The organism is Burkholderia sp. Bmkn7, assembly GCF_041103175.1.
Taxonomy (GTDB): Bacteria; Pseudomonadota; Gammaproteobacteria; order Burkholderiales; family Burkholderiaceae; genus Burkholderia; species Burkholderia cepacia.
Map to the genome: position 1 here is coordinate 156,492 of NZ_JBGCUH010000001.1, position 13,090 is coordinate 169,581.

10 protein-coding genes are annotated in these 13,090 nt (G+C 67.7%); 9 read left to right on the plus strand and 1 reads right to left on the minus strand.

Features of this window, described 5'->3' with window-relative positions; translation table 11 throughout:
- Positions 1–96: 96 nt before the first annotated feature.
- Positions 97–951: a FadR/GntR family transcriptional regulator gene (locus AB3K92_RS00685; protein WP_021160135.1), complete on the minus strand. Its 855-nt coding sequence runs from the start codon at positions 949–951 to the stop codon at positions 97–99.
- A 228-nt stretch (positions 952–1,179) separates the two neighbouring features.
- Between AB3K92_RS00685 and AB3K92_RS00690 the strand changes: the two genes are divergently transcribed.
- The 9 genes from AB3K92_RS00690 (at position 1,180) to AB3K92_RS00730 (ending at position 13,089) form a co-directional block, all read left to right on the plus strand.
- Positions 1,180–2,388 (plus strand): ABC transporter substrate-binding protein, encoded by a 1,209-nt coding sequence (locus AB3K92_RS00690; protein WP_226166914.1) that lies wholly within the window; start codon positions 1,180–1,182, stop codon positions 2,386–2,388.
- Between the two features lie 69 nt (positions 2,389–2,457).
- Positions 2,458–3,318, plus strand: coding sequence for a branched-chain amino acid ABC transporter permease (locus tag AB3K92_RS00695; protein ID WP_226166916.1), 861 nt, complete (start codon positions 2,458–2,460; stop codon positions 3,316–3,318).
- Positions 3,315–4,358 (plus strand): branched-chain amino acid ABC transporter permease, encoded by a 1,044-nt coding sequence (locus AB3K92_RS00700; protein WP_249455859.1) that lies wholly within the window; start codon positions 3,315–3,317, stop codon positions 4,356–4,358. Before AB3K92_RS00695 ends, AB3K92_RS00700 begins: the two co-directional genes overlap by 4 nt.
- Complete coding sequence (locus AB3K92_RS00705; RefSeq protein WP_369464342.1) at positions 4,355–5,122, plus strand: ABC transporter ATP-binding protein; 768 nt, start codon at positions 4,355–4,357, stop codon at positions 5,120–5,122. Before AB3K92_RS00700 ends, AB3K92_RS00705 begins: the two co-directional genes overlap by 4 nt.
- Complete coding sequence (locus tag AB3K92_RS00710) at positions 5,119–5,820, plus strand: ABC transporter ATP-binding protein (RefSeq protein ID WP_059710116.1); 702 nt, start codon at positions 5,119–5,121, stop codon at positions 5,818–5,820. The genes AB3K92_RS00705 and AB3K92_RS00710 overlap by 4 nt, the downstream gene beginning before the upstream one ends.
- Positions 5,821–5,854: 34 nt before the next feature.
- Positions 5,855–7,144: a Zn-dependent hydrolase gene (locus tag AB3K92_RS00715; RefSeq protein WP_124627800.1), complete on the plus strand. Its 1,290-nt coding sequence runs from the start codon at positions 5,855–5,857 to the stop codon at positions 7,142–7,144.
- The gene (locus tag AB3K92_RS00720; RefSeq protein WP_124627803.1) at positions 7,141–8,643 is read left to right on the plus strand and encodes a M81 family metallopeptidase; all 1,503 of its coding nucleotides are present in this window, start codon (positions 7,141–7,143) and stop codon (positions 8,641–8,643) included. The genes AB3K92_RS00715 and AB3K92_RS00720 overlap by 4 nt, the downstream gene beginning before the upstream one ends.
- Before the next feature lie 127 nt (positions 8,644–8,770).
- Positions 8,771–9,958, plus strand: coding sequence for a beta-propeller fold lactonase family protein (locus AB3K92_RS00725; RefSeq protein ID WP_124627804.1), 1,188 nt, complete (start codon positions 8,771–8,773; stop codon positions 9,956–9,958).
- A gap of 446 nt (positions 9,959–10,404) precedes the next feature.
- The gene (locus AB3K92_RS00730; RefSeq protein ID WP_369464343.1) at positions 10,405–13,089 is read left to right on the plus strand and encodes a glycoside hydrolase domain-containing protein; all 2,685 of its coding nucleotides are present in this window, start codon (positions 10,405–10,407) and stop codon (positions 13,087–13,089) included.
- Position 13,090: the final 1 nt, after the last annotated feature.

Consider the following 13,090-nt stretch of genomic DNA (forward strand, 5'->3'; position numbering starts at 1 on the left):
GGTGCGCAACGGTGCGTCATCGGCATTCGCGGCGCGGTAGGGGTATTGAGGCCGCCGCGAAGCAGTCGGCCTTGAATCGACCGCGCCGGCCGCCGCTCAGTCCTCTTCGGGATCCGTTGCGGCCGCATCGGGTCCCGCAATGTGAGCGGCAGCCCGCCTGCGGATCTCGGAGTCGAGGATCAGGCGCCCGCGCAGCTTGCCTTTCATCCGCTTCACATGCTTGGGGGCCTCGGTCATGTGCTCGACCATCAGCGCCCGCACGCGCTCTGCGTCGCGCTCGCGTGCGGCCTGCAGGATCGCCTTGTGGATCGAAACGTTCGCTTCGCCGAACCGCTTGTGCTCGACGAGCGGCGTGTCGTTCCGGAACTCGATCAACTGCCGGATCATCTCGTTGATCAGCTCGCAGCTGAAGCGCAGGAACGGGTTCGGGTTCGCGGCCGCGAGGATGTCGTGGAACGTCGTGTCCTCCTGCCGCTGGCGCAGCATGTGGCCGCGGTCGTGTACGCCCGACGCGCCGTCGCAGCACGCGATGTTCGCCTCCAGCGCCGCGAAGTCGCGCTCGGTCAGGTGCGGCACGGCGCCCGCCGCCAGCTCGGGTTCGAGCAGTTGGCGCACCGTATAGATGTCGTCGATCGTCACGTCCTTGAAGAACAGGTAGTTCTGCAGCAGCTGCAGCGTGCGGTCGAGCGGCACCTCGACGACCATCCCGCCGCCCGTCGGCCCCGTCGTGACCTTGATGAGCCCCTGCACCTCGAGCGACTTCAGCGCCTCGCGGATCGTGCTCTTGCTCACCGCATAGAGCTGCTGCAGCTCGGCTTCACGCGGGAGGCGGTCGCCCGGCTTCAGGTCCTTCTCGGTGATCAGCCGCTTGATCTCCTCGGCGACGAGGTCGGCCCGCTTCGGCTGCTTGATTTCGACTGCGAGGCCCGCCCTGGCTCGGTCCATGACCATCTTCACGACTCCTTTGTCTGACTGCGCGCCGCGTCATCGTCGACGATCCGTTCCGGCGCGAGTACGGAATTTTGCCTGATTGACACTAATTTTGATCAACTCTAGCATCATGTTCATTCTATTTATCATGATAAATAGGATCAACCGGCGGCGCGCATCCTGCAGGGCGTGGGCACGGTTTGGCAGTCGGTCGCATCGCGTGTGTCCCCCTTTATCAGGAGCGTCAACTTGAATCGCCGAGAACTGTTGAAACTGGCCGCGCTGTCGGCCGTGCCGGGTGCGCTCGGCAGCATGTCGTCCCGTGCCGCGTTCGCGCAGGGTTCGCCCATCCAGCTGGCGTGCCCGGTGCCGATGTCGGGGCCGTTCGCCGCTAACGGCAAGTACGCCGATCTCGGCATGCAGCTCGTCGTCAAGCAGTACGGCAAGGTGCTCGGTTCGCCGCTTGCCTATACGGCGCTCGACACAGAGGGCAAGCCCGCGACCGCTGTGCGGCGTGTGCAGGAGATCGCGCAGCAGAAGGGCGCGCGTTTTTTTGCGGGCGGTATTTTGTCATCCGAATCGTTGGCGATGGGCAAGGAAGTGCAGAAGGCGGGCGGCGTGTTCATCACGACGGCCGGCGCGGACGAGCTGACCGGCAAGGACTGCAACGACGCGACGTTCCGCTGGTCGGTGCCGACCTTCGGCGCGATCGAGCAGACGGTGCGCCCGTTGATTCAGATGCTGCCGAAGGCGAAGCGCTGGTATACGATCACGCCGCAATACGTGTTCGGCGACGGCCTGCTGTCGGCCGCGAAAGCGATCTTCAAGGAGAAGGGCATCGAGCATGTCGGCAACAGCTACCACTCGCTCGCCGAGAAGGAGTTCAGCGGCTACCTGACGAACGCGGCGGCCGCGCAGCCGGACGTGCTGCTGATCCTGAACTTCGGCTCGCAATCGTCCGACACGTTGCGCCAGGCCGTCAGCTTCGGGATGAAGCGCAACTGCACGATCCTGCTCGCGTGGGCATCGGGCCTGGAACAGTTCGAGGCGCTCGGGCCGGACATCTGCGATGGCGTGTATTTCGGCGCGCAGTACTGGCACGGGATCGATTCGCCGCTGAACCGCGATCTCGTGAAACGCACGAACGCCGCATTCAAAGCCAACCCGAACTACAGCCTTGCGGGTTCGTACATCTGCTCGAAGATCCTGATCGACGCGATGGTGAAGGCCGGCAGCGTCGATCCGAAGAAGGTGATCGCAGCGATGGAGGGCATGAAGTACGACGGCCTCACCGGTCCGGAAGAAATCCGCAAGGGCGACCACCAGGTGCTGAAGAACTATTACCTGCTGAAGGGCAAGCCGAAGAACCGGATGAAGAATGCCGACGATTACGCCGACATCGTCAGCTCGGGCCAGTCGTTCCTGCCGGTCGACAAGACCGGCTGCAAGCTGGCTTGACACCCTGCGCGCGTCCGCGTGCGCCGTGCGCCGCGGGCGTCCATTTCCTTCCTTTCTGACACGGAAGCCATGAACGTCTATCTGCTGCAGATCGTCAACGGCATCGGCGTGGGCATGTTGTATTTCCTGCTCGCCGTCGGCCTGTCGATCGTGTTCGGCCTGCTGCGCTTCGTGAATTTCGCTCACGGCGCGTTCTACCTGCTCGGCGCGTATCTCTGCTACCAGGCGCTGCAATGGTCGGCGAGTTTCTGGGTCGCGCTCGCGGTCGTGCCGCTCGTCGTCGGCGCGTTCGCATGGTGCGTCGAAAAACTTGTGCTGCGTCATGTGTACGCGCAGCAGCATGAATTCCACATCCTGGCGACGGTCGGGCTCGCGCTCGTGCTGCAGGAGTGCGCGATCCTCGCATGGGGTCCCCTCGGCGACAACGTGCCGCCGCCCGACGTGCTGAACGGCGTCGTGATCTGGGGCGGCTTCGTCTACCCGAAATACCGGCTGTTCGTGATCGGGTTCACGGCCGTGCTCGCCGCGTTGCTGTGGTGGGTGCTCGAAGGCACGCGGCTCGGCAGTACGGTGCGCGCGGGCAGCGAATCGACGGAGATGGTATCGCTGCTCGGCATCAACGTGACGCGCGTGTTCAGTCTCGTGTTCGCGCTCGGCGCGGCGACGGCGGCACTCGCGGGCGTGCTCGCCGCGCCGATCCGCGGCGTCGATCCGTTCATGGGCATCGAGGCGCTCGGCGTCGCGTTCGTCGTGGTGGTCGTCGGCGGGATGGGGAATTTTCTCGGGGCGCTGGTCGGCGGGTTGCTGGTCGGTATCGTGCAGAGCCTGATGAGCACGCTGTGGCCGGAAGGCGCACGGCTGATGATCTATGTCGCGATGGCGGCCGTGCTGCTGTTGCGTCCGAACGGGTTGCTGGGGAGGGCCGCATGATCGAATCGTCGAAACCGCTGCCGTCGGGAGCGGCAGTCTCGCAGCGCGTGCCTGTATGGCGCTCTGCGTTGCAACGCCCGGAGGGCTGGCTCGCGGTGGCCGTCGTGTGCGTGCTGCCGGTCGCGCTGAGCTCGGGCTCGCTCGCGACCGAAGTGCTGGTGTTCGCGCTCGCCGCGCTCGGCTGCAACCTGCTGCTGGGCTATACGGGGCTGTTGTCATTCGGACAGGGCATCTTCTTCGGGCTCGGCAGCTACGCGGCGGGGCTGGTGCTGACGCACGGCGTCGCATCGGTGACCGCTGCGCTCGCTGCAGCCACCGTGCTCGGAGCCGTCGCGGCGGCGCTCGTCGGCTGGTTCTCGATCCGGCAGCGTGGCACCTACTTCGTGATGCTGACGCTCGCGTTCGGGCAGCTGTTCTACTTTCTCGCCTACACGACGCCGGACGTCACGGGCGGCGACAACGGGCTGCTCGACATCCCGCGTCCCGCGCTCGCCGCGTTCGGGCATCCGCTCGTTTCACTCGATTCGCCGTGGCGCTACTACGGCTTCGTCGCGGTGCTGTTTGTCGCGGTGTTCTGGCTGCTGTTGCGCGTGTCGCGCTCCGTGTTCGGCCGCACGCTGCTCGCGATCCGCGACAACGAGGCGCGCGCGGCGGCGGCCGGCTACGACGTGAAGCGCTTCAAGCTTGCGGCGTTCGTGCTTTCGGGGGCGGTCACGGGTTTCGCGGGTGCGCTGCACGCGTTGATGACGGGCATCGCGCCGCTGTCGAACATCGACTATCACACGAGCGAGATGATCCTCGTGATGACGGTGATCGGCGGCACGGGCAACCTGTTCGCGTCGGTGCTCGGCGCGGCATTCTACGTGCTGTTCGCGGACTGGCTGTCGACGCTGTGGCCGCGCTGGCTGCTGCTGCTCGGCCTCGTGCTGATCGCGGTCAGCCTGTTCATGCAGCGCGGGTTGTGGGGATTGGGTGAACGCGTCGTGGCGTCGCTGCGGCGCGGCGGACGCACGGCGGAGACGACCGAGGAGCGGCAATGAGCGAAGCGATTCTCGAAGCGCGCGGCATCGTCAAGCGCTACGGCAAGTTCACGGCGCTGGGCGGCGTCGATCTGCGGATCATGCCGCGCACCGTGCATTCGGTGATCGGGCCGAACGGCGCCGGCAAGACGACACTGTTCCATACGTTGACGGGCACGCTGCCGATCACGTCGGGCTCGATCCTGTTCGACGGTCACGACGTGTCGCGCGAACCCGATCACAAGCGCGTGCGGCGCGGCATCGCGCGCTCGTTCCAGGTGACGAGCCTGTTTCCGAACCTGAGCGTGCGCGAGAACCTGCGGGTTGCCGCGCAGGGCGTCGAATCGCGGCGCGCGCTGAATCCGTGGGCGCCCCTGCGCGGCGCGCTCGCGCACGACGGCATCGTCGACGACGTGCTCGAGCGGCTCGGCCTGCAGCGCTTCGCCGACACGGCGGCCGGCGTGCTGTCGCACGGCCAGCAACGCCGGCTCGAAGTCGGGATGGCGCTGGCGGCTCGACCGCGCGCGATTTTTCTCGACGAGCCGACCTCGGGCATGGGGATCGACGACCTCGACGACATGAAGGCACTGATCCGCGGCCTGCGCGACGACTACACGGTCGTGCTGATCGAACACAACATGGGCATCGTGATGGACATCTCGGACACGATTACGGTGATGCAGCAGGGCCGCGTGCTGGTCGAAGGCAAGCCGGATGCGATTCGCGGCGACGAGCGCGTGCGCAGCGCGTATCTCGGCAACATGATCACGGGAGGCCGCGCATGATGCTCGACGCGAAGGAACTCCATGCTTGCTACGGCAAGAGCCACGTCCTGCAGGGTCTCTCGCTGAACGTGAACGAAGGCGAGACGGTGACGCTGCTCGGCCGCAACGGCGCGGGCAAGTCGACCACGCTCAAGACGATCGCGGGCGTCGTCGCGCCGACCGGCGGCACCGTGACGTTCGCGGGCCGGCCGATCGCCGGGCAGCCCGCGCACCGGATCGCCGCGTGCGGCCTGTGTTTCGTGCCCGAGCATCGCGGGATTTTCCGGCTGCTGTCGGTCGAGGAAAACCTGCGGCTCGGCGCGCGCCGCGATTCGCCGTGGCAGCTTGACGACATCTACCGGATCTTTCCGCGCCTGAAGGAGCGCCGCCGCAACGGCGGTGCGCAGCTGTCGGGCGGCGAGCAGCAGATGCTCGCGATCGGCCGCGCGCTGATGAACCACCCGCGGCTGCTGATGCTCGACGAGCCGGTCGAGGGCTTGGCGCCGGTGATCGTCGAGGAGATCGTCGAGCAGTTGAAGCGGATCAAGGCGGCCGGCGTCGCGATCCTGCTCGTCGAGCAGAACCTCGAAGTGTGCACGCAACTCGCGGACCGCCACTTCGTGATCGAACAGGGCGTGATCGTCTATGAAGGCAGCAACGCGGCGTTCGCGGCCGATCACGAGGTGAAGGACCGTTACCTGGGCGTCGGCGTCGCGTAAGCGTCGCGCTCTTTCATTGCGAGGAAATCCATCGATGCAAGTTCAGGATTCGACACCGGGCGTCGCGGCGTCCGGCTTGCGCGTCGACGGCGCGCGGCTGTGGGACAGCCTGATGCGTCTCGCGCGGATCGGCGCGACCGACAAGGGTGGCGTATGCCGCCTCGCGCTCACCGAACTCGATCGCGAGGCGCGCGACCTGTTTGTCGCGTGGGCGCAGGAAACCGGCTGCACGGTGCGCGTCGATGCGATCGGCAACATCTTCGCGCGGCGGGCCGGCGAATGCGACGACCTGCCGCCCGTGACGACGGGCAGCCATATCGACACGCAGCCGACCGGCGGCAAGTTCGACGGCAACTACGGCGTGCTCGCGGGCCTCGAAGTGCTGCGCACGCTCGACGACGCGGGCGTGCGCACGCGCGCGCCGCTCGAGGTCGCCGTCTGGACCAACGAGGAAGGCTCGCGCTTCGTGCCCGTGATGATGGGCTCCGGCGTGTTCGCGGGCGCGTTCACGCTCGACCATGCGCTCGCGCAAAGCGATCGCGACGGCGTGTCGGTGCGCGACGCACTTGCCGCGATCGGGTATGCGGGCCATGCGGACGGCGGGCACGGCGCGCATCCGGTCGGTGCGTATTTCGAAGCGCATATCGAGCAGGGGCCGGTGCTGGAGGCGCACGACACGACGATCGGCGTGGTCGAGGGCGCACTCGGGCAGCGCTGGTACGACGTGACCGTGCACGGCATGGAGGCGCATGCGGGCCCGACGCCGATGGCGTTGCGACGCGACGCGCTGCTGGTCGCGGCCGATCTGGTGCGCGCGGTGAACGCCATTGCGCTCGCGCATCCGCCGCACGGACGCGGCACGGTCGGCTGGGTCGACGTGCACCCGAATTCGCGCAACGTGATTCCGGGCCGCGTGACGCTGACCGTCGACCTGCGCGCGGCTGACGACGCGACGCTGACGGCCATGGATGCGCAACTGCGCGCGGCGTGCGCCGACCTGGGCGCAGCGGCCGACATGCGGATCGACGTCGAGCAGGTCGTGTATTTTCCGCCGCAGCCGTTCGATGCGACGCTGGTCGAGCAGGTTCGCGCCGGCGCGAACGCGCTCGGGCTGTCGTCGATGAACGTGATCAGCGGCGCGGGCCACGACGCTGTGTATCTCGCGCGCGTTGCACCGACCGCGATGATCTTCGTGCCGTGCAAGGACGGGATCAGCCACAACGAGATTGAGGACGCCGATCCGGTGCATCTGGAAGCCGGCTGCAACGTGCTGCTGCAGGCGATGCTGGGCGCTGCCGGGATCGCGGAGGACTCTGCGCGATGAAGATCCTGATCGCCCGGATGAACCACGAGACGAACACGTTCTCGCCGGTGGCGACGCCGCTCGCCGCGTTCGGCCGCAACGGCCCCGACTGGGGCGACGGTGCGTATCGCGCGAATCGCGGGATGCGCACCGCGATGGCCGCGTTCCTCGACGCGGCCGAGCGTGAAGGTGCCGGGATCGTCACGCCCGTATCGGCGGCCGCGAACCCGAGCGGGCCGGTCGCGGCCGACGCGTATGCGGCGATCTGCGATGCGATCGTCGCGGCCGCGCCGGGTTGCGATGCCGTGATGCTCGACCTGCACGGCGCGATGGTCGCCGAGCAGAGCGCGGACGGCGAGGGCGACCTGCTCGAACGCGTGCGCGCGGCGCTGCCCGATGCGCCGATCGCGGTCGCGCTCGACCTGCACGCGAACGTCACGCAGAAGATGATCGATCACGCGGACGTGATCGTCAGTTTCAAGACTTATCCGCACGTCGACATGTACGAGACGGGCGAGCATGCGGCGCGGTTGCTATTCGACCGGCTTCACGGTCGCGCGCGGCCCGTGCTCGCGTGGCGGCAGCCGCCGCTGATGACGTCGACGTTGCGCAGCGCGAGCGCGGAAGGCGCGATGAAGCGCGCGGTGGAAGCCGCGCGCGCGGCCGAGGCCGACGGCATGCTCGCAGTCTCGGTGCTGCCGGGTTTCTCGCTCGCGGACATTCCCGCGCCGTGCATCAGCGTCGTCGTCGTGGCCGATGGCGACCGCGCCGCGGCCGACGCGGCGGCCGAGCGCATCGCGCGGCAGATCTGGGACGCGCGCGACGAATTCGTCTATCGCAGCGCGCCGCTCGCCGAATCGGTCGAGCAGGCGGCAGCGCTTGCGCGCGACGCGGATCGCCCCGTGCTGATGCTCGATCATGGCGACAACTGCATGTCGGGCGGCCCATGCGACACGATGGACCTGCTCGAAGCCGCGCTCGCGCAGGGCCTCGACGGCATCGTCAGCGGGCCGCTGTGCGACCCGCAGGCCGTCGCGGCGCTGATCGACGCGGGGGTCGGCGCGACCGTCACGGTTCCGGTCGGCAACCGCCTGCCGTCGCACGGCGGCGTGCGGCGCGAGCCGTTTCGCGCGACCGGCATCGTGCGTGCGCTCACCGACGGCGAATACGTGATCACGGGGCCGACTTACACGGGCCAGCGCGCCTATATGGGCCGCACCGCCGTGCTCGACATCGGCGCGGCCACGCTCGTCATCACCGAGCGTACGCAGGAGCCGTGGGACCTCGGCGTGTTCGAGAGCGTCGGCGTCGATCCGCGCCGTGCACGCTTCCTGCTGCTGAAATCGCGGATGTATTGCCGGCCGGTGTTCGTGCCGATCGCGGCCGCCCTGGTCGAGTGCGACAGCCGCGGCGTGACGGGTTCGGACTACGGGCTGTTTCACTACGAGCGGCTGGCGCGGCCGGTGTATCCGCTCGACGACGTCGGCGAGTGGCCGTCCGGCGCGCGACGGACGGGTTGACCGAAACGAACCTGGTGCGGGACGCCGGATCCGGCGGCTTTCGGGCATCATGCGGTGGTTTCGACCCGTCGAGCAGCAGGGTCGAGCCAACCATTGCATCCGCAACCGATCCGGAGAACCGACCGCCATGCATTCGAATCCTTTCCGCCCGCGCAGCGCGCGCCTGCTCGCCGCGCTGACGCTCGCCACGACGGCCGTTGCCGCGCACGCCGCCGACTGGATCGTGTCCGGCAACGACGGCAAGTACCAGCGCGTCGAGGGCCGCGACACCTATCTCGCGTCGCCGCCCGCCGACACGCTGACGCTGCTCGACGCCAGCACGTTCCCGCCGAAGGTCGCGCGGCAGGTCGACGTCGAGAACGGCATCCAGGGGCCGCCGCAGGCCGTCGCGATCACGCCCGACGCGAAGCTCGCGCTTGTCGGCGCGCCGACGCGCTACGACACGGCCGCGAAGCAGCTCGTGTTCGACACGTTCCTGCAGGTCGTGAATCTCGACGCCGCGCCACCGTCGGTCACGCGCATCGAGCTCGGCACGCATCCGCAGGGGATCGCGATCGACCGCTCGGGCAAGCTCGCGCTCGTCGCGAACGTCGACGGCAGCGTGTCGATCCTTCGCATCGACGGCACGCAGGTGACGCTCGACGGCAGCCTGAAGATCGGCAAGAAGCGGCTGGCCGGGATCAGCTTCACGCACGACGGCAAGCATGCGCTCGTGTCGCTGCGCGACGAGCAGGGCATCGCGGTGCTGAACGTCGACGACGGCAAGGTGACCGACAGCGGGTCGCGCCTGAGCACGGGTGTCGCGCCTTACACGATCGACGTGTCGAGCGACAACCGCTGGGCCGTCGTCAGCAACGTGGGGCTGGCCGGGCTGCCGGGTTATACGGGCACGCTCGCGGGCGATACCGATTCGGTCGCGCTGATCGACGTGTCGCGCGTGCCGTTCCGCACGGTCCAGTACCTGACGGTGCCGTCGCTGCCGGAAGGCGTCGCGATTTCGCCGGACGGGAAGTGGATCGCCGTGCAGGCGATGGACGGTTCGAACCTGACGGCCGACAATCCGGGCCGCCACAAGATCGGCAAGGTGCTGCTGTTCGAAATCCGTAACGGGCAGGCCGTGAAGGTGAGCGAGGTGCCCGGCGGCGAAGCCGCGCAAGGCATCGTGTTCACCGCGGACAGCCGGCACGTGATCGTGCAGTTCAACGTCGAGCGGCAACTGGCGTTCTATGCGGTGGAAGGCGGCAAGCTGCGCGATACGGGCAAGCGGATCGCGCTGACGGGCGGGCCGTCGTCGTTGCGGACGTTGCCGCGCTGACGCGCACGGCATCCGTTCGTCCCGTTCTTCACGTTCATGCGGCGCCCGGGTTCGCCGGGCGCCTGTCAATGCACCTCCCGGTGCGCCGCCGTTGCAACGCAACAAATGGCGGAGATGCGTATCCCGATCTGCTTAACGCCCGATTGTTTAGTTAAACAAACTGAAAATTCGGGAAACTTCTCGTGGTGAATAAACAGTCGTTACGGCACTGTAAGCCCCTGGGAAGGATGTGACGTTCCCGGAGACAGGGCGGTGAGGCGACGGTTGCGTCAGCAACGATCGTCGCGGGGTATTCGCATGTAACGAGCCGGTGTGACGTCGCCTGGAGGCAAGTCGGCGTCACGCCGCGCGGCATCGATGTGCCGCGCAGGGCCGCAAGCCGCGCGGCGTGCCGGATGATCGCGGCGCCGGAACAATCGTTTTGATTAACGGTACTAAACGAAAAAATGAGACATCCACGACTCTTGCTCGTCGCCGCGCTGACTTGCGCGGCGCTTGCCGCGTGCGGCGGCGACGACGTGAACAGCGTTCAGACGGCCAGCAACGGCGCGGGAGACACGCCGTCGGCCGTGCCGCCGTCCCCGGAACCGTCCCGGCCGTCGCAGCCCGATCAGCCGGCGCCGCCCAGGCGCACCAACATGCAGCTGACCCGGTTCGTCAACCCGCTCATCGGCACGCAGGTCAACTCGGACTCGGGCTACGCGGGCAACGTGAGCCCGGGCGCGATGGTGCCGTTCGGGATGGTGAATTTCGGGCCCAACACGCCGCGCTACAACTTCAACGGCTCGGGCGGCTACCTGTCGACGGGCGGGGCGGGCGGCACGATCGACTTCTTCAGCGTGACCCACCTGAGCGGTGTCGGGTGCCCGGGGCAGGGCGCGGTCGCGATGCTGCCGTCCGATGCGGCGAAGGCGATCGCGTCGGGCGGCCGGCCGACCGGAATCGGGTACAGCTATGCGGATGAAACGGCCGAACCCGGGTACTACAAGGTCCGCCTCGCGAACGGCATCGTCACGGAGCTGAGCGCGACGGCGCGTTCCGGCATCGCGCGCTTCACGTACACGGACAAGGACAAGGGCTTCTTCTCGATCGACGCGAAGCTGAACGGCAACAGCGATTCGGGCAGCACGAAGGTCACCGCCAGCAACGTCGCGCTGGCGCTCGCGAGCGACGGCAGGTCGATGAGCGGGCAGGCCGTCGCGCCGGCGTTCTGCACGCCGTACGGCACGGTGTGGAACGCGCCCGTGTATTTCTACGCGACCTTCGACAAGCCGCTGCGCAAGCAGGCGGGCACGTCGGCGGTGAATACCGTCAGCAACGGGGCGGCGACGTTGCAATTCGACCTGACCGACACCGACCGCACCGTCACCGTGAAGGTCGGGGTCTCGTCCGTCAGCATCCAGAATGCGCAGGCCAACCTGAAAGCCGAAGGCGAAAAGCTCGCGTTCGACGACGCGCGCAACAACGCGTCCGGCTTGTGGAACGACCGGCTCAACACGATCCAGATCGACCAGGCCGCCGCGCCCGCATCGCTGAACGCGACGCAGAAGGCGAACCTGACGAAGTTCTACACCGCGCTCTATCGCGTGTTCGGCACGCCGACGCTCTACAGCGACACGAACGGCGAATTCCGCAGCATGCGCCAGCCGAGGAACGCGAGCGGCGGCTATCCGGCGTCGGTCGACCAGACCGGCACCGTTCCGCAGCGCGCGACGGCAAAGGTCGGCGACTACGCATTCCGGCGCACGGACGGATCGCAGGGCGGCGCGGGCAACCACTACACGGGCTTCTCGCTGTGGGATACGTACCGGTCGCAGACGCAGTTGCTGGCGCTGCTCGCGCCAAAGGAAACGAGCGACATGATGCAGTCGCTCGTGGTCGACGGGCTTCAGTGCGGCGCGTTCCCGCACTGGGTCGACGGCAGCGACGATTCGACGCCGATGGCCGGCGACAACGCGCTGAACGTGATCGCCGGCGCGTACAAGTTCGGCGCGACCGATTTCGATCTGGTGTCGGCCGCGCGGCTGACGAAGCAGTCGGTGTTCGATCCGTCGAGCGCATGCAACGACCGCACGAGCGCCGCGGGGCTCGCCAACTTCCTGACGGCCCACTACCTGTCGCAGGGCGACGACGGTCACTCGTCCTCGGCCACCATCGAGCGCGTGCTGAGCGACCGTTCCGCGGCCGCGTTCCTGCAGGCATTGCCCGCCAGCGTGCTGAACGCGCCGTCGGTCGGCGTGACGCCCGACAACATCGGCACGCTGTACACGCGGGCCGGGTGGTGGCGCAACATCTTCGACTACACGAACAAGGTGATCGCCGCGCGCAATGCGCCGCCGGCCGGCTCGGCGCCGGGCACGCTGGGGACGCTCGTGCAGGGTTCGTTCCATGAATCGACCGAGCCGAACTACTTCTGGACCTTCGCGCAGGACTGGAGCGCGCTGATCGACGCGATCGGCGGCAAGCAGGCGGCCATCGCGCGGCTCAACACGCTGTTTGCGGTCACGACGCCGTTCTCGACCGTGCCGGCCTCCGGCGACCTGAACGGCGGCGAATCGTCCACCGGCCTGTACATCGGCAACGAACCGTCGTTCCAGTCGCCGTGGGGCTACAACTGGGCCGGGCAGCCGAGCGGTGCGCAGTACATCCTGCCGATCATCATGTCGAAGGCGTTCACGACCGCGCGCGACGGGTTGCCGGGCAACGACGACATGGGGGCGACATCGAGCTGGTACGTGTGGGCGGCACTCGGCATGTTCCCGGTGATTCCGTCGGAAGCGGGGCTCGCGCTGTCCACGCCGCAGTTCAGCGGGATTACCGTCTGGTTCGGCAACGGCAAGACGCTGCGGCTCGAAAGCGACAAGCAGGTGGCGATGGACGGTGCGGGGCACCCGTCGTTTGCGTATATCCAGTCGCTGAAGGTGAACGGCGCGGACTACGCGGGCTCATGGCTGCCGCTGGGCAAGATCGCGAATGGCGGCACGATGAGCTACACGCTGTCGGCGGCGCCGACGCAATGGGCGGCCGCCGACAACCTGACGCCGCCGTCCGGGCCGAACGCGGACTATACGCAGATGACGGCCGGCAGTCCGTCGGCGGTGATGCGCATGCGCCGGGCCGGCGCGCAGTGAA

Bases quoted from the DNA above. Each gene is read 5' to 3' on its own strand.
- AB3K92_RS00685 (WP_021160135.1), bottom strand. From the start codon at position 951: ATGGTCATGGACCGAGCCAGGGCGGGCCTCGCAGTCGAAATCAAGCAG.
- AB3K92_RS00695 (WP_226166916.1), top strand. From the start codon at position 2,458: ATGAACGTCTATCTGCTGCAGATCGTCAACGGCATCGGCGTGGGCATG.
- AB3K92_RS00700 (WP_249455859.1), top strand. From the start codon at position 3,315: ATGATCGAATCGTCGAAACCGCTGCCGTCGGGAGCGGCAGTCTCGCAG.
- AB3K92_RS00705 (WP_369464342.1), top strand. From the start codon at position 4,355: ATGAGCGAAGCGATTCTCGAAGCGCGCGGCATCGTCAAGCGCTACGGC.
- AB3K92_RS00710 (WP_059710116.1), top strand. From the start codon at position 5,119: ATGATGCTCGACGCGAAGGAACTCCATGCTTGCTACGGCAAGAGCCAC.
- AB3K92_RS00715 (WP_124627800.1), top strand. From the start codon at position 5,855: ATGCAAGTTCAGGATTCGACACCGGGCGTCGCGGCGTCCGGCTTGCGC.
- AB3K92_RS00720 (WP_124627803.1), top strand. From the start codon at position 7,141: ATGAAGATCCTGATCGCCCGGATGAACCACGAGACGAACACGTTCTCG.
- AB3K92_RS00725 (WP_124627804.1), top strand. From the start codon at position 8,771: ATGCATTCGAATCCTTTCCGCCCGCGCAGCGCGCGCCTGCTCGCCGCG.
- AB3K92_RS00730 (WP_369464343.1), top strand. From the start codon at position 10,405: ATGAGACATCCACGACTCTTGCTCGTCGCCGCGCTGACTTGCGCGGCG.